Source organism: Sphingomonas sp., assembly GCF_039595165.1.
In the GTDB taxonomy this organism is placed as follows: domain Bacteria; phylum Pseudomonadota; class Alphaproteobacteria; order Sphingomonadales; family Sphingomonadaceae; genus Sphingomonas.
The window spans coordinates 1-25,110 of sequence record NZ_JBCNMA010000001.1 but is presented as its reverse complement, the minus strand read 5'-3'; the positions used below and the strand labels follow the sequence as shown (position 1 = coordinate 25,110).

The following is a 25,110-nucleotide window of genomic DNA, read 5'->3' as shown; positions in this document are numbered from 1 at the left end:
GATGCGCTGGCGCCCGCTTCCGCTGCTGTTCTGCGCGCTGGTGTTCGCGGTCGCGATCGCCGCGCTCGCTGGCCTGCGGCATGCGGCGAGCGCCAGTGCGCCGGCGGTTGCGGCCAGGGCCGGCGGCCCGCGCTACGGCCTGTCGAGCGTGGGCCTGAGCTACCCCTTCGCCGCGGCCATCGCCAAGGGCTTCAGCGACGCCGCGGCGGAAGCCGGCGCGACCGCGGTGATCCTCGACGCGCAAGGCGACGTGCAGAAGCAGGCCAACGATATCGACGATCTCGTCGCGCAGGGCGTGAAGGGCGTCGCGATCATGCCGCTCGACTCCGTTGTCGCGCAGAGCTGGGTGCAGCGCGTCGGCCGCGCCGACATCCCGGTCGCGGCGGTCGCGGCCTTGGTCGGCGACCCCAAGACGCGCCGCATCGACGACGTCTATCCGGGCTTGGTCGCGCTCGCCTCGCAGGACGAGGTTGCCGCGGGCGAGGCCGCGGGCAAGCTCGCCACACGCCTGCTCCCGCAGGACCGCACCGCACGCATCGCGATCATCGAGGGCGCGGCCGGCTTCCCCGAGGTCGAGCAGCGCGCCCGCGGCTTTCGCCAGGGCCTCGACGCCGCCGGTATCCGCTATCACGTCGTCGCCGCGCAGCCGGGCAACTGGACCTCCGAGGGCGGCGAGGCGGCGTGCCAGAACATCCTCGCGGCACAGCCCGGCATCGACCTGTTCTTCAACGAGGCCGACGATATGGTCATCGGCTGCGCCCGCGCCGTGCGCGCCGCGGGATCGAAGGCGCGGCTGATCGGGGTCGGTGGCTCGAAGCTCGCCATCGCCTCGATCAAGGCCGGGGCGGTCGACGGCACCGTCTGCTTCAAGCCCGAAGCGCTCGGCGCGCTGGCGTTCCGGGCGCTGGCGGGCGAGGCCGGGCCGCGCTTCCGCACCTATCCCATCCCGGCGGTGACTCAGGCCAATGTCGCAGAGTGTGTCGGGCAATGGTGACGCTCACGCTCGAAGGGATCGCCAAGACCTTCCCCAATGGCACCATAGCGCTAGCCGGAGTCGATCTTACGCTCGCTCCCGGCAAGGTCCATGGCCTGCTCGGCGCGAACGGCGCAGGCAAGTCGACGTTGATCAAGATCCTGTCGGGCGCGCTGTCGCCGTCCGCGGGCACGATCCGGCGCGGCGGCGAGACGCTGCGCTTCAGCGGGCCGCGCGGCGCCAAGAAGGCTGGCGTCGCGACCATTTACCAGCACGTCCCGCTCGTCCCGACCCTGAGCGCGTTCGAGAATATCGTGCTCGACGAAGGCGGCTGGCTGCGTGGTGGCGATCGCCCGCGGATCGCGGCGCTGGCGGAATCGCTCGGCAATCCTTTCGCGCTCGACGACCTGGTCGCGGACCTACCCATCGGCGCGCGCCAGATGGTCGCGATCGCGCAAGCGCTTGCGACCGGCGCCGAGGTGGTGGTGATGGACGAGCCGACCGCCTCCCTCGCGGGGCATGAGCGCGTGCGCGTCTACGAGACAATCCGGCAGCTGGCCGACGAGGGCAAGGCGGTGCTGTTCGTCTCGCACTTCATCGACGAGATCGTTGCGCTGACCGACGAGGTGACCGTGCTGCGCGACGGGCGCGCGGTGCTCCACGCGCCCACCGCCGAGCTCGACGCGCACCGCATCGCCGCCGCCATCGCCGGCAGGGCAGTGACGGCACTGGCGCGCTCCCCGGAACCGCGCGCGCTCGGCGCGCCGGTGCTGGAGGTGCGCGACCTCGCCTCGCCGGGCAAGCTCGCGCCGACCAGCTTCACGCTGCGCGCGGGGGAGATCCTCGGCGTCTCGGGCGTGCTCGGCTCAGGCCGCAGCGAGCTGCTCCACGCCATCTTCGGCGCCGATCCCGATGCCTCGGGCGAGGTCATGCTCGACGGCAAGCCGGTCGGCCGCTGGCCCGACGAGGCCGTCGCGGCAGGCATCGCGCTGGTGCCCGAGGACCGTGCGAAGCAAGGCTATGTCCCCGGCCTCACCCTTGCCGAGAACATCGCCCTGCCCCGCGCGCCCGGCCTGCTGCTCGACGGCGAGCGCGACCGCGTCGATGCAGATGCGGCCATCGCCCGCCTCGCGATCAAGGCACCCGGCGCCGACGCGCTGCCAACCGAGCTTTCCGGCGGCAACGCGCAGAAGGTTGTGATCGCCAAATGGCTGGTCCCCGGCACGCGCGTGCTGCTGCTCGACGAGCCGACCGCCGGCATCGACATCGGCGCGCGTACCGACATCCTCCGCCTCGTCCGCGAGTCCGCCGATGCCGGGCTGCCCGTCATTCTCGTCTCCTCGGAATTCGAGGAACTGCTCGCGGTGTGTGACCGCATCCTTGTGCTGCGCGACGGGCGCGTCGTCGGCGAAGCCGATCCGGCCGTCAGCGACGAGGCCGATCTGATCCTCATGGCCGGGGGCGGCAAGGCCTCTATGGGAGCCCAAGCATGACCGACTGGCGCCGTATCTTCGGGTTGCGCGAGGCAGGCGTCTACTACGCGCTGCTGCTGCTGATGTTCGTGCTCGCCGCGCTCGCCGCGTCGCACGGGCTGCCGCCCTATCTGTCGGGCCAGAATCTCGGCAACATCGCCTACCAGGCGTCGCTCGTCGGGATCATGGGGGTGGCGATGACGGTGATGCTGATCACCGGCGCATTCGACCTGTCGGTCGCCTCAGTCGCGGCGCTCGCCGCGGCGGTGCTGGTTGGCCTCGCGGGCCAGATCGGCTTTGGTCCCGCCGCGATCGCCGCGCTGTGCACCGCCGCTGCGATCGGGTTGATCAACGGTGCGATCGTCCAATTTGTCGGGATCAACGCGTTCATCGTCACGCTCGGCACGCTGACCGCGGTGCGCGGGCTGGTACTGATCCTCACCGACGGCCGCTCGCTGATGGTCGAGAATCCGCACGTGCTCCAGCAGATGCTCGCGTTCGAGAGCACGCGCGTGCCGTTGTTCTGGCCGCTGCTGGCGCTGGCCGCGGCGCTCGTCGTGCTCGGATTGATCAAGCGTGAGCCGCTCCCCATTGTCGGCGGCGGCGTGGTCGGCAGTCTCGCGCTATTCGCCGGCCCCGGTTTCAACGTCGCCGCCCCGGTGGTCTATCTCGCGCTGTTCACCGCGCTCGTCTGGTTCGTTCTCAAATTCACCGTGATCGGTCGGCGGCTCTACGCAGTCGGCGGCAATGCCGAGGCGGCGCGACTCTCGGGCATCAACGTCCATGCCTATCGGCTGGGCGCGTTCGTGCTGTCGGGCGTCGCGGCGGGCTTTGCCGGCATCCTGTTCGGCTGCCGCCTCGGCGCGATCAACCCGACCGCGCTGCAGGGCGCGGAGCTCACCGTGATCGCCGCCGCGATCCTCGGCGGTACATCGCTATTCGGCGGGGCGGGCAGCGTGGTGAAGACGGTGGTCGGCGCGCTGCTGCTGTTCACGCTCACCAACGGTTTCAACATCCTCAATCTCGGCGCCAATTATCAGGGGCTGATCGAGGGCATCGTGGTGGTTGCCGCCGCGGCGATCTACACCGTCGGTGCCGATCGCCGCCGCGCGCGTCCGGCGAAGGTCGATACCGCGCCTGCGGAGGCCACGGCGTGACCAGACTCCGCATCGCCCTCCGCGCCTTCGGGCCGTTCGAGAGCGCGATCCAGCGGCAGTTCGACGATTTCGCTCGCACGACCGGCGTGAGGGCGACGCTCGAAGCCGTAGCGATGGACCTCAATCCGCTGCACGAGGCAGCGATCGGCAGCCGCGGCCTCGCGAAAGGCGAATGGGACATCGCCTTCCTCAACACCGATTGGCTGGCCGAAGCGCAGGCCGACGGCCTGCTCGAAAATCTCGAACCGCACATGGCCACCGCGCCGGTCGCGGATTTCCCCGAGGACTGGAGCCCATCGCTCACCACGATGCAGCGCTTCGCCGGCGGCTTCTGGGGCATGCCCTATCACGATGGCCCCGAATGCCTGGTCTATCGCCGCGACCTGCTCGACGCGGCGGGCATCGCCGTCCCCAAGACCTGGGACGAATTCCACGCCGCCGCCCGCGCGCTCCACGCGCCCGAACGCGGGCAATATGGCACCGTCCTCGCGCTGTTCCCCGACGGGCACAACAGCTTCTACGATTTCTGCATCCATATCTGGTCGCGCGGCGGCGAGCCGTTCGACGGCGAGCGCCCCGCCTTCACCAGTCCCGAGGCGCATGCCGCGCTCGATTTCCTGCGCGGACTCGCGGGCGACGATGCCGTCATCGCGCCGAACGCACGCGCGCTCGACAGCGTCAAATCCGGCCTCCTCTTCGCCGAGGGCAAGGTCGCGCTAATGGCCAACTGGTTCGGCTTCGCCGCCTATGCCGACACCGCTGACGAGAGCCGCGTGAAAGGCCTCGTCGATGTCGCCCCGCTTCCCGCCGGGCCCGGCGGACGCAGCATCTCGCTCAACGTCTTCTGGGTTCTGGCGATCGGCTCGGGCTCAACCAATAAGGATCTCGCCTGGGCGTTCCTGCGCCATTGCGCGACCGCGCCGATGGACAAGCTCACCACCGTCGAGGGGGCGATCGGTGTGCGCCGCTCGACCTGGACGGATGCCGAGGTGAACACGAAAATCCCCTACTACCACCGGCTCGACTGGCTGCACGACCACGCTCGCGGGATGCCGATGACGCCCAAGCTGGCGGCAATCTCCCACGTCGTCGACGACCTGATGACCGCTGCGACCACCACCGCCCGCCCTACCGCCGAGCTGCTCGCCGAAGCCCAGGTGCGCGCCGAGGCGTTCGCATGACGCTGCAGCAAGCCTGGCCGATGCCCTCCGCGCCGCGGCCGATCGTGATCATCGGTACCGGCGGGATCGTGAAGGATGCGCACCTGCCCGCCTATCGCAAGTCGGGTTTCACCGTCGCCGGCCTCTACGACACCGACCGCGACCGTGCCGCCGCGCTCGCTGCCGACTGGGGCATCCCGATCGTGTTCGACAGCCTGGAAGCGGCGGCGCAGGCCGATGCGGTGTTCGACGTCGCCGCACCGCCGGTCGTACATGCCGCGATCCTCGGTGCGCTGCCCGAGGGCGCCGCCGTGCTGCTGCAGAAGCCGATGGGGCTCGATCTCGACGCCGCGACCGCGATCCGCCAGGTCTGCCGCGACCGTGGCCTCACCGCCTCGGTCAATTTCCAGCTGCGCTACTCCGCGATGATGCTCGCGGTGGCCGATGCGATCCGGCAGGGCCGGCTCGGCGAGCTGGTCGAGATCGAGGTGCATCTCAATCTCGTCACGCCGTGGCACCTGTTCCCCCACCTCGTCCCCAATCCGCGCGTCGAGATCGTCTCGCACTCGATCCACTATCTCGACACGATCCGCGCGCTGGCAGGCGATCCGCAGGGCGTGCTCGCGCGCAACTTCGGGCATCCGTCGAGCAACCTCGCCGACACCCGCACCAGCATGATCCTCGATTATGGCGACCGCCTGCGCGTCACGCTCTCGATCAACCACCACCACGACTTCGGCCGCCGCTTCCAGGACGCGTCGTTCCGGGTCGAGGGCACCGAAGGCGCGGCGCTGGTCAAGCTCGGCCTGCTGCTCGACTATCCGACCGGCGAGCCGGACGAGTTGTGGCTCGCTCCGCGCGGCGGGCCGTGGGAGCAGGTTCCGCTCCAGGGCAAATGGTTTCCCGACGCATTCGTCGGTCCGATGGCCAACCTTCAGCGCTTTGCGGCAGGCGAGGACGCGGTTCTCGCCACGCAGGTCGAAGATGCGTGGAAGACGATGGCGCTGGTCGAGGCCGCCTATCGTGCCGCCCGACAACCCGCGACCCCGATCCCGGGCGCCTAGCCCTCGAGAACGAAACGCCCCGAACCGACCGTGATCGCGCCGTCGGTGCTGGCCACGGCCTTGCGCACGCCTGCGGCACGAGCTGCCGGCGCATTGCCTTCGCGCAACCGGGAGAGCGGAACGGGGAGCTTGCATCCCCAAACCCTCCCGGGCCGGCTCCCGGCTATCTGGGAGGGCGGGTCATACACATGTTATTCTATTATAAATCCCCGTCAGAGCTTCACCCGCACACCGAACTGGTAGCTGCGGTCGAGCTGGTTCGCCAGGCCCGGCATGTCGAGCGTGTTGTAATATTGCCGCTGATACGCCGCCTCGATGTTCACCACGTCGAACTTGACCGTCAGATAATCGGTCAGCGCATAGGAAGCGGAGAAATCGAGCGATGTCTGCGGCGCGTTCCACAGCCGGCGCCCGGCCGCGTCCGCCGAGTTCGACTGCACGCTGCGCGAGCGCCAGTTGTACGAGGCGTGGATCGACACCGGCCCCTTCTCGTACAGCGCCGTCACATTGTAGGCGTGGCGCGAGAGCTGGTCGGCGGGCACGCGGTCGGGCCGGCCCTGCACCTCGAGCGCGCTGTCGACGAAGGTGTAGTTGCCCTGGAAGCCGAGCCCGCTGAGCAGGCCAGGCAGGAAGTCGAAGAACTGCTGGTAGCTGACCTCGATCCCGCGGATGCGGCCGTCATTGGCGTTGCGCGGGCGCGTGATCAGATAGGTCTGCCCGTCGATCGTCTCCTCGTCGCGGAACTCCTGGATGAAGCCGGTGACGTCCTTCTGGAAGGCAGAGACCGCGACATAGTTCGCCTTGCCGAAATAATATTCGAGCGAGGCGTCATACTGGTCGGCCTTGGTCGCGACGAGATCGGGATTGCCGCCGCTGCCGGTCAGGTTGGTCGGGTTGAGGATCAGCGCCGGCGAGAGCTGGCCGAATTCGGGACGCGTGATCGCCTTCGAATAAGCGAGGCGGAGGAACAGGTTCGGGGTGAACTTGGCGCGCAGGTTCACGCTCGGCAGGTAGTTCTCGTACGGGGTCCCGCCGCTGATCTGCACCAGCTGGCCGGTCGAATCCGCTTGATAGACACGTTGCACGCCATCGGTGCGCACCGTGCGCAGGCCGATATTGCCGTCGATCGGCACGCCCAGGTCGAAGGCGAACTGCGCCTGGACGTAGCCCGCCAGCGTCTGCTCGGTATAGTCGTAGTTGCCGCTCAGCGGGAAAGCGGGGTCGTTGACATCGATCCCGGCCAGCACGCGCGTGCGCGCCATGTCCTTGAGATAGATATCGCGGATCGCCAGCCACTGGTTGGTCGACACCCCGTCGCCACCGCTGAACAGGCGATCGGGCGTCAGCTCGTACACCGCCGACAGCGGCTGGGCGAGCGTGACCGAGCGGTTCGCGGAATAGACGTCGTTGACCGCACGGTGATCCGCCCAGCGCACCCCGGCGAGCAGCGCGGTGATCGGACCGCCGCCCTCGAAGTCATACCGCACGTCCAGCCGTGCGGAAGGCTCGGTGCCGAGCACCTTGGTACCGAGATCGGAATAGGCCGGGCCGCTGAAATTGGCCGGGTCGGTCAGGTCGATCCCGGTGGTGGTGAAGTCCGGCGTGCCGGTCGACAGATCGACCGAAGCCGATGGCGCGCGTGCCCCCAGCGTGATGCTGCGCGAATAGAAGCGGCCCGCGCTCTCGGTGTAGGAGAATTGCCCGTTGACCGACAGCGGACCCGACTTCCAGTCGGCCGACACTGCGACCTGATAGGTGTCGTAGGGATTGTCGGTCGCACCGGTCTGCGCCTGGAGCCGGGCATTGGTCAGATCATACCGCCGGGCGACCGTGGTGCCGGGCACGAAATCGGGGACACCGTCGCCGGTGGTCGCGCCGTCCTGGCTCAGCGTCAGCTGCTGGGTGAAGCTGTGCCCGCCCGAATGGCTGTAGAGACCATCGACGGAGACCGTGAAGTTGGGCGACGGGCTCCATTGCAGCGAGCCGTACAGCGACGAACGCACGCGATCGCCGGTCTCGTAGCGAGCACGCACCTGGCCGGGCAGCGTCACCGTGTCGGCCGCCTCGCCGCGCACGCCGTCCCCATCGACGTCGAACAGCGCGGTGTTGTCGGCATAGGCGTTGGTCGACGCTTGGTAGCCGCCCGAGTAGAAGCGCTCGAACTGGCCGCCGAGCATCACGCCGACCTCGCCGCCGCCGAGATTCCAGCGATTGCTGACCACCGCCGAGACGCGCGGCGAGGCGCGGTCCTGGAATTCCGAATAGCTCGCCGACCCGGTCGCCGAGAGATGGAAGCCCTTGTAATCGAACGGGCGCGCGGTGCGGATGTTGATGAGCCCGCCGAGCCCGCCCTCGATCTGGTCCGAGGTCGCGGTCTTGTACACGTCGACGCCCGAGAGCACGTCCGCCGAGAAATCGAGCAGGGTCGCCGAGCGGGCGGCCTGGCTGAACAGCTGGCGACCGTTCACCGTGGTGTTCACCTGCTTGAGGCCGTGCACGACATAGGCGTTGCCCTCGCCGCGCGTGTTGCGCGAAATCTGCACGCCGGGGATGCGCTGCAGCGTCTCGGCGACGTTGGTGTCGGGCAGGTTGCCGAGATCCTCGGCAAGGATCGAATCCTGGATCTGGTTCGAGTTGCGCTTGACGTTGGCCGAGTTGGCGAGCGTCGCGCGGATGCCGGTGACGATGATCTCGCCCGCCTGATCCGCTTCCTGCGCCGCAGCGGTGTCGCCGGAGCCCTCCGTCTGCGCGGTAGCGGGCTGCGCCACCAGAAGCCCCACCGCCGCAGTACCTGCGAGAAGCGTGAATCGATTCGACATGCCGGGTCTCTCCATAAGCATACTCGGCCGGCCGCGCCTCTTTGGTCAGGCCGCCCTTAACCGCGAGCCTCTATCAGTCAGGCAAGTACAGGTAAATTGGTATTATGACTGACATCACTCGAATTTAAGCGAGTCGATCAGCACGCCTTCCGCGCTCAGCGTGACGGTATAGGTCCCGGCGTTGACGAAGCCTGGCGTGGCAACGGTGACGAGGCTCCATTCGCCCGCCGTCGCGGCGAAGGCGACGGGGATGGTCGCGATGTCGATACCGCTCGAGTCTCGCAGCACGACGCGGCCGGTGCGCGGGCCGTCGGGCGACTGGTAGCGCAGCTGCATCTGACGCTTGCCTGCCGCGCCGGTCTCGACGGTCCAGACGATCTGCCCCTGCCCCGCCATCGCGACATAGGCGGGGCCGGAATGGCCACGGACGCTGTTGGCGCGCACGGCACCCTGGAGCCGGACCTTCTCGTCCTCGGCCTCGTGCAGGCTGCGGTTCTTGGCGAAGGTGAAGTTGCCGGGCGCATAGGGCGAGGGCAATGCGCGGCGGACCAGCACCGGCATGGCCCGCGGGATCGCGACCGTCTCGCCCTTGCCGAGCGTGCGGGTGACGAACCGGACGGGTTGCGGCCCGGTCCCCGTCAGCCAAGCGCGCATCTCGCTCGCGCGCCAGCCCGCAGGCACCGGCGCGCCGTCGTCGATCGCCGCATAGAGGATCGCATCGTGGCGAACGGTGAGCGGCGTGGTGCCGGCCTGGTCCAGCGCGGCTGGGGTCAGCTGGTCGCTGTCGAGCAGGGCGGGCGGGAGCCCGGTCCAGCGCGGACCCTGCGGCGCAGCGGTGGCGGCCACGCCATTGTCGACGAAGCGCGTGATCGCCATGCCGGCATCGGCAGCGAGCGGAGCGACAAGGTCGCTGGCCGCCTCGATCGCGACCGGCTGGCCGCCGCGGCGCGCGATGGCGATGGCGGAGATCACCGCCTGCCCCGCCTTCACCTCGGGAATGCCGATTTCGATCGCGCTGCCGCGAATATCGACATCGACGACCTTGCGCACTGCCCGGCCGAACCCGGCCTCGGCGAAAATGTCCAGATCGTCGATCACCGTGCGGCCGTTGATCGCGACGTCGAACACGCGCCAGCCGCGCGCATCGATCCCGGCGCGGCCATACCAGGGTTCCACGAAATAGAGTTCGACGCGGTAACGCCCGTCGGGAACCGGGAAGCGCCAGCTCAGCTGCTCGCGCCCATAGCGGAAATCCTGGAACAGCGCCGGCGTATCGGTGCCCGCGACCGGATCGAAGGTCTTGCGGCGGCTGCCCAGCATCGGATCGAGTCCGGGATAGGCCTCGGCCCAGCTGCGCCAGCCCCAGCCGCCGGCATTTCCGGCGAGCTGCCGGTCGGCCGCCCAGCGGTTGCCCGCGGCGTCCACGATCGTGTCGCCGCCGGCGTTGATGCGATAGAGATAGCCGAGGCCCGGCGCGGACGCGGTCACGGCGACCTTGTCGGTCAGCGCGGCGACATCCGGCGCAGGCGGCAGATTGTTGAGGACGATCCGGTCGCGCGTGGCAACCCGGCCGCCCTCGATGCACGCCGCCGACAGGATGTTGTAGCGCAGCGTCACGCCGTTCCAGCGGAAGCGCCCCTCCCCGTCGGGCGCGCGCCGGCCGAGCGAGATGCGCCCGCCGGCATCGTTGAACAGCTCGACCGCGGCGCAGTTCGAATAGACCTCGATCCCCGAGACCCGCCCCGGCGCGCGCCAGCGATCCGGCCAGGTGTGCGACACGATATATGCCATCGGCGCGACCGACGCGGGCACGTTGCGCGCGCGGTACATGTAATAGGCGTCGAGCGGCTCGCCCCACAGCGTCATCAGCCCCTTGTTGTTCGACGGCCCGATATGGTCGAGCGCGCGCAACCCGTCCCAGATCTGGGTGCCGTCCGAACGCATCGGCCGCCCGGGATTCTCGTGCGTCGTCAGCAGCCACTGGAAATGCCCGATCGCGCGGTCGCGCACGCTCTCGGCAAGCCGCGCCTTGGTCTGCATCAGCTCGGCGAAGTGGTTCTCGGACGTCGGGGGCGTGGCGCCGTGCGGCGCCTCGTCGTGCAACTCGAGCGAGCGCCAGCCGCCATATTCGCCGACCAGCCCCTGCTTCGCCAGTTCCTCGCCGAACTTCTTGGGATCGCCGCCATAGGTGCCCGACCAGTTCTGCGGCACGTTCCAGTCGGCACCCTCGCCGCCGTTGCATGTCACCACCAGCCGCTCGACCGAGGCGGTGGGATCGAGCTGGCGGATCACCGCCACCATCTCTTCGGCGAACGCCTTGGGCAGGCGGCTTTCGTTCTGCAGCCCCCACAGGAAGATCGCGGGATTGTTGCGACGCTCGCGCACCCAATCCTCGAGCAGCGCGCGAAAATTGGCGCGGAATGCCGGATTGTCGAACCAGATATGCGCGCTGAACTGCGGCCACCACATCAGCCCGGCGCGGGCGAGCTCGTCGCCATAGCGAAGATTGTGCGGATAATGCGCGTCGCGGAACGCGTTGAATCCCGCCGCGCGCACCTGCGCGACGCGCGCCGCCACCTGCAGGTCCGAGAAAGCATGCGAACCGCCGAGCAGATGCTCATATTCAGCGATCCCGCGCAGGAAGACGGGCTTGCCGTTGACCAGCAGGCGCCGCTGCCCCTGCGCGTCGATATCGATGCGGACGGTGCGGATGCCGGTCGCCGTCTCCTGCCGATCGATCTCGCGCCCATCCGCGAGGATACGGACCCGCAGCGTGTGCAGCACGGGGCGATCGGGCGACCACAGCTGCGGCCGCGCGATCGCGGGCAGATCCGCCTCGATCGTGCGTGCCCCGCCGGCCGCGAGCGTCGCCTCGCTGCGCCGCTGGGCGACCACCTTGCCCCTGGGGTCGATCAATGCGGTTTCGAGCGTGAACGTCCGGCTGGCGGATTCGCGGTTCTCGAGCTCGACGCGGGCGGTCAGCGTGGCGCGCTCGGCCGTGATCGCGCCGTCCTTGCCCCAGGCATAGATGCCGTACGGCCGCACGCGCAGCGCGCTGCTGCGCTCGACATGCACCGGACGGAAGATGCCGAACGGCTGCGAGCCCTCGGCGAAGCCATTCTCGGGCTGGTCGTCGCCCGAAACCCAAGGCAGGTCGGTGATCCCCGCCGGATGGTCGATCCGCACCGCGAGCAGATTGTCGCCCGCCTTGACGGCGTCGGTCACATCGACTGCGAATCCGGTCAGGCCACCTCCGTGCCGCCCGACCTCGCGACCGTTCAGCCAGATCGTGGCATAGCTGTTCGCGCCCTCGAACCGGATCGCGATCCGCTCGCCGGGACGCGGCGGGGCGATGCGAACCTGCTTGCGATACCAGGCCACGCCGTGCCGCGCGCCTACGCGCAGCTGACGGTTGTAGGAATAGCCCTGCCAATTATGCGGCACCGCCACGCGTGCCCAGTTGCGGTCGTCGAAGCCGGGCTGCTCGAATCCTTCCACCGGTCTCGCCGCGCCCTCGTCGATCACGATCGAGTTCCACGCGCCTGCGATGCGCTCGCTCGATCCAGCCAACGCCGGAAACGTCCAGAAAAGGCAAAGGACGGCCAGCATCCGGACGAAGGCGCCAAGCGGCATGCGGAAAATCTCCCCGACGAGGATCGGCCACTTGCCGACGAGATGTATGATATATTACGAACTACCGGTCAGGCAAGTTGGCGAGAGGATAAGCGGCATGAAACTCAGACGACGCGAGCTTCTCTCCGGCGGGCTGGCCGCGACCGTCGCCCACCCCGCCGCGGCGCTCGCGCAGGGCGCGCGCGCCGCCGAGGCCGTCCCCAATTCGTTGCTCTGGTACAGCAATCCGGCGCGCATCTGGGAAGAGGCCTTGCCGCTCGGCAACGGCCGGCTCGGCGCGATGGTGTTCGGCGGGATAAAGCGCGAGCGGATCCAGCTCAACGAGGAAACGCTCTGGTCGGGCGGGCCCTATCGCGCGGTCAATCCGCGCGCGCTCGCCGCGCTGCCCCGCGTCCGCCAGCTGATCTTCGAGGGCAAGTATCGCGAGGCCGAGGCGCTCGCGGCGAAGGACCTCCAGTCAGAGCCGATGCGGCAAATGTCCTACCAGGCGCTCGGCGACCTGCTGATCGACTTGCCCGGCATCAACGAGACCTCGGCCACCGACTATCGCCGCTCGCTCGACCTTGATGCCGCGGTCGCCACGACGCGCTTCACCAGCGAGGGCAAGACTGTGACGCGCGAGGCCTTCGCCAGCCTGACCGACGGCGTGCTGGTCATCCACCTCTCGGCCGGCGGGGCACCGTTCGATGTGGCGGTCACCCTGACGTCCGGCCAGCGCGTCAGCCTCGCCGCCGATAGCGGCGCGCTGGTGATGGCCGGCTGGAACAACGAAGACCGCGGTATCGCAGGGCAATTGCGCTTCGAGGCACGGCTGGCGGCGCGCGCGGACGGCGGCGAGATCGCCGTCGACAATGGCGGCGTCACGGCGCTGGGGGCGCGCTCGCTGACCCTGCTGCTCGCCGCCGCGACCAGCCATCGCGGGCCCAACGACGTCACCGCCGATCCCGCCGAGCGCACCCGGACCGTGTTGAGCGCAGCACTGGCCCGCAGCGATAGCGACTTGCTCGCGCGTCACCAGGCCGCGCATCGCAAGCTGTTCCGCCGCGTCTCGATCGACCTGGGTTCGAGCGGCCGCGGCGACCGCCCGACCGACCAGCGCGTGCGCCGCAACCCGGGCAACCCCGACCCGGCACTCGCCGCGCTCTATTTCCAGTACGGCCGCTATCTGCTGATCGCGAGCTCGCCGCCCGGCGCACAGCCCGCCAACCTTCAGGGCAAGTGGAACGACAGCAACCAGCCGCCCTGGGGCTCGAAATACACGATCAACATCAATGCCGAGATGAACTACTGGCCCGCCGATTCGGCCAATCTCCCGGAATGCTTCGAGCCCTTCGTTCGGATGGTCGAAGAACTTGCCGCCTCGGGCGCCGAAACCGCGCGGAAGATGTACGGTGCGCGCGGCTGGGTGGCGCATCACAACACCGATCTGTGGCGCAACTCGGGGCCGGCCGATCACGCCCGCACCGGCATCTGGCCCTGCGGCGGCGCCTGGCTCGCCTGCCAGCTGTGGGACCATTGGGACTATCATCGCGATGACGCCTATCTGCGCCGCATCTATCCGGTCCTTCGCGACGCGGCGCTGTTCTTCGTCGATACGCTGCAGAGCGAGCCCGGCACAGGGCTGCTCGTCACCAACCCCTCCAACTCACCCGAGAACGAGCATCCCCACGGCAGCACGCTGTGCGCGGGCCCGGCGATGGACTCGCAGATCCTGCGCGACCTTTTCGACCGCATCTGCGACGCAGCGCGCAGGCTGGGCCGTGACTCACAGCTCGCCGCGCAGTTCGCCGCCACGCGACGCCGGCTGGCACCGGATCAGATCGGTGCGGCCGGCCAGTTGCAGGAATGGCGCGCGGACTGGGACGGCGCCGCGCCCGATCCGCACCACCGCCACGTCTCGCACCTCTATGCGCTCTATCCCGGCCAGCAGATCGATATCGACGCGACCCCCGCGCTCGCCGCCGCGGCGAAGCGATCGCTCGACACGCGCGGCGACGACGCGACCGGCTGGGGGCTCGGGTGGCGGCTCAACCTATGGGCGCGGCTGCGCGACGGCGAGCGCGCCAACGCGATCCTCACCCGCCTGCTCTCGCCCGAGCGTACCTACCCCAATCTGTTCGATGCCCACCCGCCCTTCCAGATCGACGGTAATTTCGGCGGCGCGGCGGGGATTATCGAGATGCTGGCGCAGAGCCGGGAAGAGCGCATTCTGCTGCTGCCGGCGTTGCCGCGCGCCTGGCCGACCGGTGCGATCCGCGGCATTCGCCTGCGCGGCGGGATCGGCCTGGACCTCAGCTGGCGTGAGGGTGTCGTCGAAACCGCGACGCTGACCGCCGCGACTGCCACCCGGCGCACCGTCGCCGTGGGCAGCGTGACGCGCGAGGTAAGGCTTCGTGGGGGCCGGCCGCTCAAACTGGCCGGAGCGGCGCTGACGAGCGCCTGAGCGGCTCACGGGGGTGCCGGAACGCGCCGCCGGTTCGGGAGAGAAGGCGGCGCGCTCCGACGAGGGTAGCTCACATATCCTTGCCGTCGGGCACCGGCGCGATCACCAGCGACAGCCGCTCGCCGTCGGTCATCATGCCCGACTGGAGCAGGATGCGCGTGCCGTCCGGGCTGAAGCTCGGGTGAGCATGGTCCGGCCGCATGCGGTGACCGGCCGTGACGAGAGTACGCTTCAGCGTCTTGCGATCGATCACATGGACATTGCCGTCGAAGTCGTCGCCCGCTGCCCAGCGCCCGTCATAAGTGACTGCGTTGTGCCAATAGCCGCCGGTGTTGGATTCATCCTGCGGGATGTTGACGCTGTTGAAGTACTTCAGCTCGCTGCGAGTCACCGTGTAGCTGTCGGTCTGCCCCAGATTCTCGACGCGACCGTCGCGCAGCGAGACCACCATCAGCCCCGAGGGCTTCTGGCGCAGCTTCATGGTGTGGCCCATCAGATTGAAGATGACGTGGTCTCCGTCGGCGAACTGCTCGTGCGTCACCCAGTCGTCCGGCCCCTCGACATAGATCGGGCGATTGCCCGTACCGTCGCCCTTGATCAGCCACATGCGCTGCGGCGCATCGCCGCCGGTCTCGTGGCAGTACATGATCTCACCCCGGCGGATCGGATTGGCCTGGATATGGCCGATCAGGAAAGGCGTCTTGAGGATCGTCTTGGTCGCGCCGCTGGCGATGTTCACCGCGCGGATGCCGCTCGGCACCTGCGGCGCGAGCGCGCCCGGCGCGCGCGGCGGCGGCTTGCGCTGATTGAAGCTGATGTACGCGGTCTTCTCGTCGGCATCGAGGCCGAAGCCGGTGGTGATCGAGCCGTCCTTAGGCATCGTCGCGACGATGCGCTCATAACCCTGCGCGCGCGGCGTGCCCTTGTACGCGTCGGCGAGCAGCGCCTCGAGATCGATCTCGACGAGTTCGGCGCCGTCATCCGCGCCGCCAGGCTGGCGCGTGTAATAGACCTTGTTCGACAGCCGCGCGACGTTGAGGCCGCTGGTGTTCACGCCCGGGCTGTCGGTGATCTGGATGATGTCGCCGGTGATCTCGTTGACGACGAACGCCTGCGGGCCCGATGCGGCGCGGTCGGACGAGCGGAAGACGATGTGGTTGCCGTCCTTCGTCCATTGCCGGTGGGTGGGATAGATCTTGGAATCGCTCGATTTGCCTGCGGTCAGCACCTTGAGCGGGCGGCCGGTGACGCGATCGACAATGGTCTGCATTTCGGGCGCATAGCGCTTGCCGACATCGCTGGCGTTCGCGGGCACGACCCAGACAAGGGCGGCGAGCATCGCGCCGCCTAGAAGCTGCTTCATCATCCTGTGCTCCCTGTTCGAGTGACGCCTGGCCGGCACGTGCCGGCCGGACGTCTTGTCAGACGATCAGAACTTGAACCGCGCGCCGACGAAGAACTGGCGGCCGGTCTTCGAATAGACCTGCTGGTCGCGGATCGTCTTGCCGTCCCAGAAGTCGGTCGCCTGGTCGGTCAGGTTCAGCATGTCGATGCTGATCCCGAAGTTGGGCGTGACGTCGTACGAGATCGACGCATCGAGGTTGAAGGTCGAGTAGCTGCCGGTCGCATCGGCGAGGCCGGCGCGCAACGGCACGGTGCGCAGATACTCGCTGCGATAGGCCCCCGACAGACGCGCCGAGAGCCCGCCCGCCTCGTAGTAGAGCGTCGCATTGAACGAGTTGGGCGAGACGTTGACGAGCTGATCGCTCAGCGTCGGGCCAGCCGAGTTGGCAGTGAGGAAGTAGGTGATCTCCGAGTTGATGCGGGTGTAGTTGAACAGCGCGCCGAAATTCTTGAGGAATCCGGGCAAGAAGGTGAAAGGCTGCTGGTAGTTGATCTCCAGGCCGCGGATCCGCCCGCCTTCGGTGGTCTGGAAATTGGTGATGTTGATCGGCGCATTGAGATCGGTTCCCGCCGGGAAGGCCGACATCGGGATGCCGCTGTTGGCGATCGTCGTCTGCGTGAGCAGCTGCTGCGCGAAGGTCTTGAGATCCTTCTGGAAGAACGCGACCGAGATCACGCCGCCACGCTGGAAATACCATTCGGCGCTGACGTCGATATTGGTCGAGCGGAACGGCTCGAGATCGGGGTTGCCGACGGTCGAGGAATAGTTGCTGCCGGTCACCGTGACCGCGCCGCCCGGGCTCAAATTGCCCAGCGCCGGACGCGAGATCGCCTTCGCCCAGGCAACGCGAAGGATCAGGTCGCGGTCGACCTCGAGACCGAGGTTCACCGCAGGCAGGAAGTCCTCATATTTGCGCCGCGCCTCGACCGCGGGCAGCGCCGCCGAGATGAAGCCGCGCGAATATTGGTTGGTGAAAGCATAGCGCGCCCCGACATTGCCGCGCAGGCGCAGCGTGTCGTTCAGCGGCAGGTTGAAATCGAGCTGCACGTAAGGGCTGTGATCGGTTTCGCTGACATAGCGATTATTGCCCAGCGCCGCGCTCGTCGCGATGCGGAAATCGCCCAGCGCGTTCACGCAGTTGCAGTTGAAATCATATACTTTTTCGAACGCGTCGATGTTCGGCACGATGAAGTCGACCGTCGATCCGTCGGGCAGGTTGAGGCCTCGGCCGAAGCCATTGATCGGGGTGCTGAGGCTGGCGAGCGAGGTGCCAGCGGGGATGACGCCGTTGACGATCGTCGAGGCCGTGCGCGAGAGGCTCACCGTTTCGAAGGTGAACTTCTTGTAGGCGTAGCCGACCTTGCCGGTGATCGCGTCGCTGAACTCCCAGCTCAGATCGACCTTGCCGTTGCGGAACTGGTTGTCGACGCGCTGGCGTTGGACACGGATGTCGGAATAGCCGTTGATGAAGCCCCAGTTCGCCGGATCCGATGCGTCGAACCCGAAGTCGAGCAAGCCACGGCGCTTGTCGGCGCGCGTGTCGTAGACGAAGCCGTCGCTGTCGAGCCGGTCGAACGAGATCAGCGTGAATTCGGGGATCTCGAACAGCGAGCGCGACTGGCCGTAGAGCAGGTTGAGCTTGCCGCGTTCGCCGATCTTCTGGTCGAGATTGGCCGAGACCTGCCAGAAGTTCGTGCGCGACCGCTCGTACGCGTTGGTCATGCGGAAATCGACGTCGTCGAACACGCCGTAGCGCAGCAGGCCGTTCTCATCGACCTCGGCCTCGCGCACCTTCATGTTCGGGCGGCCCGTCGCCTGCGCCGCGGTGAGGCTGCCCTGCGCGGTGCCGTTGCCGCGGTTGAAGCTGATCGGGTTGGTGGCGAGGTCGTTCTTCTCCTGGTCGTAGCGCGAATAGGCGCCGTCCACGGTGAGCAGCGTGGACTCGCTCGGCTGCCACTGGAACGAGCCGGTCAGACCCAGCCGCTTCTGGCGATTGATGAAGCGGCCGTAGCCGGGAAGGCGCGGGACGAAGACGTCCTTGCGCGCGATCTCGTTATACGCGGCCGGCGTCGAGCCGGGAACGGCGCCGGGCGCCGGGGTGCAGTTCGGCGTGAACGGCGCGGTGGTGACGAGCGTGTTGATCGGCGTCACCGAGCTGCCCGGCACCACCGGGCAGAAGCCGTTGAGCTGCTCCCAATAGTCGGACAGCGAGGTGTTCGAATAGGCCTCTTCCTCGACTGTGCGCTCCGAATAGGCGGCGGAGAACAGCACGCCGATCGTGTCGCCGGCAAAAGTGTCGCTGACCAGCGCGGCGACGCGCGGCTGGAGATGCTTGCCCATCTCGTAATAGGCGCCCTGCACCGACACCGCGCCGCGGAAGCCCTTGCGGTCGAACGGGCGCGCGGTGGTGAGATCGACGGTCGCGCCGAGCGAGCCCTCGTCGACTTCGGCCGATTGCGACTTGCGCACGGTGATCGAGTTGAACAGCTCCGAGGCGAACAGGCTGAAGTCGAAGCCGCGCCCGCGGTTGATCGTCGAGCCGAGCGTCGAGCCGGTGGTAGCCGAGATCGCCTCGATCCCGTTCAGGCGCACGCGCGAGAAGTCGCCGCCAAGGCCGCGCACGGTGATGTTGCGGCCCTCGCCCGCGTCGCGCTCGATCGAGATGCCCGGCACGCGCTGCAGCGACTCGGCGACGTTCGCGTCGGGGAAGTCGGCCATGTCCTGGGCGTTGATGACGTCGACGATGTCGTTCGATTCGCGCTTCGCGTTGAGCGCGCTCTCGAGCGAACCGCGCAGGCCGGTCACGACGACTTCCTGCTCCTGCTCGGCCTGTTCCGCCGGCTGCGCCTCGGTCTGCGCGAAGGCGGCGCTCGACCAGCTGACGCCGGTGACAAGCGCAAGCGCGGAAACAGCGCGCGCGAAACGGACGCCACGGTTCGAAGTCTTCATGATTCTCCTCTCCATCACCTTGATCGGCGCGTCCGCGAGTCTCGGGTAAGACTTCTCTGCCGGTGCGCATGTCGCGATCCATGCACCTAAAAAAGCACTATGTCAAAATAGTGGGTACACGTTTCATATAATGAGATTATCAGATAAATCTTGTTAGTCAGCATGCGCGCGGGTCAATCGATGCGCACTGCCTCCTTGCCGGCATGCGCCGCTTCACCGACGAAGCGCTCGCGGACCAGCCCCGGCGCATCCTCGGCATGGAGTGCATGGCTGAAATAATCGGGCCGGCTCGCGCCCCACCGGATCGCGCAGTCGCGCAGGATGACGCGCTCGGCGCGGCGGATGCTGATGCCTGCGGTGGGGTGCGGCTCGATTTCGGTCGCGACCTTGGTCGGGCGGTTGTCGAACACGCCGCCGTGATATCTGGTCCAGCGCTCGAAGGTCACGTCGACCTTCTCGAGCACGATGTCGCTGACATGGCCGCGGGCATGGCCGTCGATGCGGATGCTGTTCTCCGCGCGGCCGCGGACATTCTCGACCTTCACGTTGAAGATGCGCCCGAGCTTGGTCTCCGCCGTGCGCGGGATCGCGGTAAACGAGATCGCCTCGCCCCTGCCCCACCAGGGCGCCGAGAAGTAGCGCACCGTGAAGCGGATGTCGCGGAACAGGATGTTGAAGACGTCGCCCTGGTCGCGCAACTGGATGGTGAGGCCGCGGCAGCCCTGCTTGATCTCGCACCGCTCGAACAGGATGTCATGGATGTCCTGAGTCGTCTCGGTGCCGATCTTGAGGCCCGAATCCTGCGTCTCAAGCACGCAGTCATGCACCCAGATGTTCCGCGACGGGCCATATTGCGGGTAGCGCGCGGTGGTCTTGATCACGATCGCGTCGTCGCCGCATACGATATGGCAGTTGCGGATCTCGACGTCCTGGCAGTGATCGGGATCGATGCCGTCGCAATTGGGCACGTCCATCTGGTTGCGGATGGTGACGTGGTCGACCAGCACGCGGCGGCAGCCGACCAGGTGGACGGTCCAGCTGGGCGCCTGGCGCAGCGTGATGTCGCAAATGCGCAGGTTCGCGCAATTCTCCAGCACGACGAGGCGCGGGCGGAAGGTCTTCGGCACCCACCATTCGCCCTCAGCGTCGTAGCTTTCCATGAATTCGGGCGAGCGCCCGTCGATCGCGCCGGTGCCGCTGATGGTGAGACCATCCGCGCCATCGGCGTGAAGCACTCCGGCGAGCGGATCGGGATAATCCTCGGCGCGCGCGCTCACCAGCAGCACGGCATCGCCCTGCAGGTGGAAATCGATGCCGCCCTTCAGCGTGAGTGGTCCGGTGAGGTATTTACGGCCGGCGCGAAGCAGCACGCGCGCGCCCCGCCCCACCACCGCAGCGGCATCGATCGCGCGCTGGATCGCGGCGGTGTCCGGAGTTGCGCCGTCGCCCTTGGCGCCATGGTCGTGGACGTCGAACACGCGCGCCGGCTCCGCCGCACGTGTAGAAACACCCAGCAGCGAGCTTGTTGCGGCGGTCGCGATCAACGCGCGGCGGGAGAGCATGTCAGTCATTTCGGCGGATCCCCCGTGAATGAGACGTCCCAGACCTTCTGCAGGCGGGCGGTGCCCTTGGGCCCCACAACCTCGAGCGTCACCACGAACTTGCCCGGCGTAGCGTAACGATGGACGGGATGCTGCTCGGTCGAGCTCGCACCGTCGCCGAAATCCCATTTCCAGCTCGTTGCGCCGGCGGATTCGTCGCGGAACGCGACGGTGCGGCGCACGCGGTCGACAATGCGGAACGACCATTGCGCAGCGGCCGGCTTCGCCAACCCCGGATCGAGCGGCATCAGCCGGAACGGACAGAGCTGCGATGCCTGGCCATACATGGTGTGGTGCGGCGAGAGGTTCCAGAAGCCGCGCTTGCCGCCCGGCCCGTCGTCATCGATCACCGCCCAGGCCATCGCGATGACCTGGTCCTCGGTCAGCCTGGTCTCGACCGATTTCGCCGGATCGTCAGGGTCGGCGCGATCGAACGGCGTGATCCAGAATTCCATGACGAGCCTGCCTGGCGCGCCATGCTTGAAGTCGTAGCGATAGGCGATGTTCGACCAGGGCAGCCGCTTGATCCACGACGCCTGCGGGCCCCAGGCCATCGCCCAGTCCTTGTCCCCGGCTGGAGTGAAGATGTGATAATTCTGCGCGTGGATGTTCTGGAAGCCGAACCAGCCGTCATGATGCGAGAGAGCCTTGCCCAGCTCGGGATGGAAGCGCGCGATCAGCGGGCCGCCCGAGCGGTCGCCGTCGACCACCAGCTCGAAGATGTCGTTGGCCAGACCCGGCTGCGCGAAGCTCCAGTAGTCGTCCTGCGCCTCGTAGAGGAAATAGAGGCGATTGAGTCCCTTCACCCAGCCGACGCGAACCCTGACGTCGAGGCTCTTGGGATCGGGCCGGCGGCCGGACCCGTCATCAGCGGCGATCGCGCCGGTGCCGATCGCATAGCCGGGGCCGACCATCGCCCAGTCGCCCGCGTCCTCGTCGATCCGCGGGATCGCATCGGCCGGAAACTGGAAGATGCGGAAGGCGGGACCGTTCCCGCCCGCCGCCGCCGGCGGCGCCGCGGCGCAGGCGGCGAGTGCGCTCAGGGCGGCGAGCGCAGGCATCGCTAGCTCGCCTTGGCCACCTCGACCGCATAGACGTGGTTCGTCCCCTCGATGTTCGAGCGGAACACGATCCACTTGCCGTCGGGGGTGAAGGTCATGTTGGGCTCGAGCCGGTAGTCGTGCTTGCGCATGTCGACCAGCTTTTCGGCAGTGAAGAAGCCCGGGGAGATCAGGCTCGCGCTGTCAGGGGCGTGGATGCCGGCGACGTCGGGCACGTCGTTGGGCGCGAAGAGGTAGAGATATTTGCCGTCGGGCGCGTGGGCGACCATCTCGCTGTCCCCGCCATCGCCCGAGAAGCGCTTGAGATCGGGCGAGAGATTATAGTGCACCGACCATTCGTTGCGCTCGAGGTGGAACCACTTTCGCTTGCCGGTCGCGAGCTCATAGCCCGCCACCCAGAAATCCTGGCCGCGCGGCAGTTGGAGATCGTACCAGATCCACTTGCCATCGGGCGAGAAGAACTCGTGCCCAGCGATCTCCATGTTCATGATGCGCTTGTGCACCAGCTTCTTGCCGGTGCCGTCGGTGCGCACGATCCAGATGCGGTCGATCTTGTGCCACGGTCCTTCGTGGCAATACATGATCTGGTTGGGGTCGGTCGGCGAGAACTGGATGTGGTTGAGCCAATCCTTGTCCGAGGCGACCACGACCTTGCGCGCGCCGGTCTTCACGTCGATCGTGAAGATCTCCATCGGGATGCCCGCCTCCAGCCGCTCGTTCATCCGCACTTCCTTGGCCTCGGCGAAGGTCAGCGGCTTCCCGTCGGGGCCGAGCGCCTGGTAATTGGCCTGGCCGAACTGCTGGCGGTCCTGCGGCTTGCGCTCCATGCCCGGCTGGAGCGGCTTGTCGCTCGCCGCCCATTGTCCGAGCAGCAGAGTCTCGTCGGCGTTGATCGAGCCGATCGTGCCGCGCTCGACCTTGGCGATCTCGCGCACCTTGCCGGTGTCGATGTCGGCGGCGAAGATCGTCGCGCCTGCCGCGGTGCGCTTCTGGAAATAGACCGAGCGCGTCTTGCGGCCGGTGAACAGCAGCTGCGCGCCAGGGTCGCGGACGATGGTGGCGACCTTCCAGTCCTTGAGGTCGACCGATGCGATGCCTTCGGGCACGGACATCACCATCTTGTCGCCCTGCGGTGTGTAGCTGTTCTGGTGGAAATAGAGGCTGGCGCTGCCCGGCACCTCGCTGATACGGACGACACGGTGCCGCGTAAGCGCATCGACCCAGCTTTTCGGACCCGGTTGCGGCGCCGTTGCCGCCGCCTCCTGCGCCAGCGTCGCGCCGGGTGACCAGGCAGCCGTAAGCAACAGGGATGCCAGCACCGCTTTTGCCTGCATGCGATCTCTCCTTGGGTCTCACCGACGTTCTACATATTGCGGCGGTGCTCTATCATATGAGGCAACCTGTCTGACTGGCAAGCGATTCCACGCGTGCCGCGCAGGGCGGCGCTTCGCATGCTCGCACATCTTTTCACGCTCTTCGGACGGCCGGCTCACGTTGGCCTGACTGCCGCCGCGTAGAACAGCGCCGATCCGAATTTCACATGAGGGGCGGCAGATGAATCGAGCGTTGGTCGTGGGTATCGGCGATTATGGCCGGCTGATGCAGCCCCTGCCCGGCTGCGCGAACGACCGCAGCGGCTGGAGCGAATTGCTCCGCGGCGCGCTCGGCCTCGGCGGCGGCGAGCTGCGTGTTCGCGCCGACGCGGAGGCCACCAAGCTGACCCTGCTCAACGACCTCGCATGGCTGCTCGACAGCGTCAGCCCGGGCGACCAGCGCGTGTTCTTCTTTGCCGGGCACGGTGCGCGGCTGCGGCGCCGCGATCCGGTAACCGGGATCGCCGACGACGTCATCGACGAGACGATCGTCGCGCATCCGGGCGCGTCGGGCGATCATGAGAGCTTCATGCTGTTCGACGCCGATCTCGCAGCGATGATCGACCAGTCCGGCTTCCCGCAATCGGCGCGGCTGACCCTGATCCTCGACTCCTGTCACTCGGGCGGGATGATGCGCAAGATCCTCCTCGACGGCGAGGACATGCCCCTCCCACGCTGTCTGATCATTCCGGAGGAGGAGGTGGCGCTGAGCCGGTCATGGCTCGCCCAGCCGACGGTCCGCGCCTTCGGCAGCCTCGATCGCGCGCAGACCCAGGTGCAGCGCGTGATCCTGGCCGCAGCGCGCGCCGAGCAGCCGGCGTGGGACGACCGCATGCCCAACGGACTGCGGCACGGGGTCTTCTCCTACCACGCGCTCAACGCGCTGGCCGCACAGCCCGCCATCTCGTTCCGCGAGTTGGTCGACACCGTCGCGCCGCAGATCGCCGCGCGCTTTCCGCAAGTGCCCACTCTGCTCGGCGATTCGAGCAGATTTCCCAACCGCATGTTCAATTGAGGAGGACGTGATGAAGACCGATTTCTTCGACTGCCGGTTCCGTTTCGAAGACGCCGACCTGACCGACATCTCGGCGTGCCGCACGCGCATGATCGAGATCGTCAACGGCCCCGGGTTCGAGAACCTCGTCCGCGATCTCGCGGTCACCGGCGGCGCGGTGAGGCGTGGCCCGACGCCGCGCGGCAGCGGCGAATGCGGCATCAATGGATCCGCGCAGTCCGGTGGCGGCTGGTCCGTCGGCGGCGGCTGTTCCTGGCGCTTCTGATCAACCTTTCAAGACTGGAGACGAACAATGGCAGACACGAGCTTCCAATTCATCGTGCCCGATTGCGATCTGGGCGACCTTTCGGAATGCCGCCGCAAGATGATCGCGGCGATCCACGACCCGGCGCTCGACCAGGTCGTCGACAATTTGCGCGTCGCCCAGATGGCGGCTGCGGGCGGGCCGACGCCCCGCGGCGGCGAGGCCTCGGTCACCGGCGAGGCCAAGAGCAATGGCGAGTGGGTGGTCAAGGGCGAGGTCAAGATCACCTGGTAAGAAGGAGACGACAGATGGCATCCGAACGTGGGGACGGGTTCAACTTCACCGTCTCGATCAACGACGTCGTGCTCGACCAGGACACGATCGCCCGGATCGAGGAACGGCTCGGCAAGATGATGCTCGAGGAGCTCGCCGGGCTCGACAGCGGGGGCGATCTCGTTGCCAAGCCGCTGCCCACCGCGCGCGCGATCGGCGGCGGCTCCGGCGGCGGGCATGGTGGCGGCACCGCCGGCATGCACATCGGCCGCGGATGACCCGGCGCCGCGCTCTTTGCCCAAGTGCTCCCGCGGGGCCGAGGGCGCGGGTGATCGGCGTGGTCGCCGGCGCGGGGCAAGTCGCCTTCCTGACGACCCCGCGTCCGGTCGATCAGGCGTTTCTCGACGAAGCCGGCAAGGACCGTGAAGCTGAGCGAAAGTTCCGCTTCACGGCACCGTGCGTCGAGCG

Annotated in this window: 17 protein-coding genes; 10 read left to right on the top strand and 7 right to left on the bottom strand. The window is 67.7% G+C overall.

What is annotated here, in order from left to right; translation table 11 throughout:
* Window position 1: 1 nt before the first annotated feature.
* From ABDV68_RS00085 to ABDV68_RS00065, 5 genes are read left to right on the top strand one after another with little or no spacing between them, the layout of a single operon-like run.
* The gene (locus ABDV68_RS00085; RefSeq protein ID WP_343517593.1) at window positions 2-994 is read left to right on the top strand and encodes a sugar ABC transporter substrate-binding protein; all 993 of its coding nucleotides are present in this window, start codon (window positions 2-4) and stop codon (window positions 992-994) included.
* A complete protein-coding gene (locus tag ABDV68_RS00080; protein WP_343517592.1) occupies window positions 988-2,466 on the top strand; it encodes a sugar ABC transporter ATP-binding protein in 1,479 nt (492 codons plus the stop codon). The genes ABDV68_RS00085 and ABDV68_RS00080 overlap by 7 nt, the downstream gene beginning before the upstream one ends.
* Window positions 2,463-3,602, top strand: a complete 1,140-nt coding sequence (locus ABDV68_RS00075) for an ABC transporter permease (RefSeq protein ID WP_343517591.1) — start codon at window positions 2,463-2,465, stop codon at window positions 3,600-3,602. The genes ABDV68_RS00080 and ABDV68_RS00075 overlap by 4 nt, the downstream gene beginning before the upstream one ends.
* A complete protein-coding gene (locus ABDV68_RS00070) occupies window positions 3,599-4,783 on the top strand; it encodes an extracellular solute-binding protein (protein WP_343517590.1) in 1,185 nt (394 codons plus the stop codon). The genes ABDV68_RS00075 and ABDV68_RS00070 overlap by 4 nt, the downstream gene beginning before the upstream one ends.
* On the top strand, window positions 4,780-5,826 hold the full coding sequence (locus tag ABDV68_RS00065) for a Gfo/Idh/MocA family oxidoreductase (RefSeq protein ID WP_343517589.1): 1,047 nt from the start codon (window positions 4,780-4,782) through the stop codon (window positions 5,824-5,826). Before ABDV68_RS00070 ends, ABDV68_RS00065 begins: the two co-directional genes overlap by 4 nt.
* A 212-nt stretch (window positions 5,827-6,038) precedes the next feature.
* Here ABDV68_RS00065 and ABDV68_RS00060 read toward each other — a convergent pair whose 3' ends face one another.
* Together ABDV68_RS00060 and ABDV68_RS00055 are read right to left on the bottom strand one after the other, a co-directional pair.
* Window positions 6,039-8,645, bottom strand: a complete 2,607-nt coding sequence (locus ABDV68_RS00060; RefSeq protein WP_343517588.1) for a TonB-dependent receptor — start codon at window positions 8,643-8,645, stop codon at window positions 6,039-6,041.
* A gap of 114 nt (window positions 8,646-8,759) precedes the next feature.
* On the bottom strand, window positions 8,760-12,278 hold the full coding sequence (locus tag ABDV68_RS00055; RefSeq protein ID WP_343517587.1) for a malectin domain-containing carbohydrate-binding protein: 3,519 nt from the start codon (window positions 12,276-12,278) through the stop codon (window positions 8,760-8,762).
* Window positions 12,279-12,375: 97 nt separating this feature from the next.
* Between ABDV68_RS00055 and ABDV68_RS00050 the strand changes: the two genes are divergently transcribed.
* Complete coding sequence (locus tag ABDV68_RS00050; protein ID WP_343517586.1) at window positions 12,376-14,721, top strand: glycoside hydrolase family 95 protein; 2,346 nt, start codon at window positions 12,376-12,378, stop codon at window positions 14,719-14,721.
* 70 nt (window positions 14,722-14,791) lie between these two features.
* Here the strand turns inward: ABDV68_RS00050 and ABDV68_RS00045 are convergent, their stop codons facing one another.
* The 5 genes from ABDV68_RS00045 to ABDV68_RS00025 all read right to left on the bottom strand — a co-directional run bounded on the left by ABDV68_RS00045 (window position 14,792) and on the right by ABDV68_RS00025 (window position 23,071).
* On the bottom strand, window positions 14,792-16,084 hold the full coding sequence (locus ABDV68_RS00045) for an oligogalacturonate lyase family protein (protein WP_343517585.1): 1,293 nt from the start codon (window positions 16,082-16,084) through the stop codon (window positions 14,792-14,794).
* A gap of 66 nt (window positions 16,085-16,150) precedes the next feature.
* Window positions 16,151-19,075: a TonB-dependent receptor gene (locus ABDV68_RS00040; protein WP_343517584.1), complete on the bottom strand. Its 2,925-nt coding sequence runs from the start codon at window positions 19,073-19,075 to the stop codon at window positions 16,151-16,153.
* A gap of 173 nt (window positions 19,076-19,248) precedes the next feature.
* Entirely contained in the window at window positions 19,249-20,646 is a 1,398-nt protein-coding gene (locus ABDV68_RS00035; RefSeq protein ID WP_343517583.1) for a glycosyl hydrolase family 28 protein, read from the bottom strand.
* Window positions 20,643-21,737: a PKD domain-containing protein gene (locus ABDV68_RS00030; protein ID WP_343517582.1), complete on the bottom strand. Its 1,095-nt coding sequence runs from the start codon at window positions 21,735-21,737 to the stop codon at window positions 20,643-20,645. The genes ABDV68_RS00035 and ABDV68_RS00030 overlap by 4 nt, the downstream gene beginning before the upstream one ends.
* Before the next feature lie 2 nt (window positions 21,738-21,739).
* Window positions 21,740-23,071: an oligogalacturonate lyase family protein gene (locus ABDV68_RS00025; protein WP_343517581.1), complete on the bottom strand. Its 1,332-nt coding sequence runs from the start codon at window positions 23,069-23,071 to the stop codon at window positions 21,740-21,742.
* A 220-nt stretch (window positions 23,072-23,291) separates the two neighbouring features.
* Here ABDV68_RS00025 and ABDV68_RS00020 point away from each other — a divergent pair, with 220 nt between their 5' ends.
* The 4 genes from ABDV68_RS00020 to ABDV68_RS00005 are packed head-to-tail and all read left to right on the top strand — an operon-like array spanning window position 23,292 to window position 24,920.
* Entirely contained in the window at window positions 23,292-24,125 is an 834-nt protein-coding gene (locus ABDV68_RS00020) for a caspase family protein (protein WP_343517580.1), read from the top strand.
* A 10-nt stretch (window positions 24,126-24,135) separates the two neighbouring features.
* Window positions 24,136-24,390, top strand: a complete 255-nt coding sequence (locus tag ABDV68_RS00015) for a hypothetical protein (RefSeq protein ID WP_343517579.1) — start codon at window positions 24,136-24,138, stop codon at window positions 24,388-24,390.
* A gap of 27 nt (window positions 24,391-24,417) precedes the next feature.
* Window positions 24,418-24,663 (top strand): hypothetical protein, encoded by a 246-nt coding sequence (locus tag ABDV68_RS00010; protein WP_343517578.1) that lies wholly within the window; start codon window positions 24,418-24,420, stop codon window positions 24,661-24,663.
* 14 nt (window positions 24,664-24,677) lie between these two features.
* Entirely contained in the window at window positions 24,678-24,920 is a 243-nt protein-coding gene (locus ABDV68_RS00005; RefSeq protein ID WP_343517577.1) for a hypothetical protein, read from the top strand.
* The last annotated feature ends 190 nt before the right edge of the window (window positions 24,921-25,110 follow it).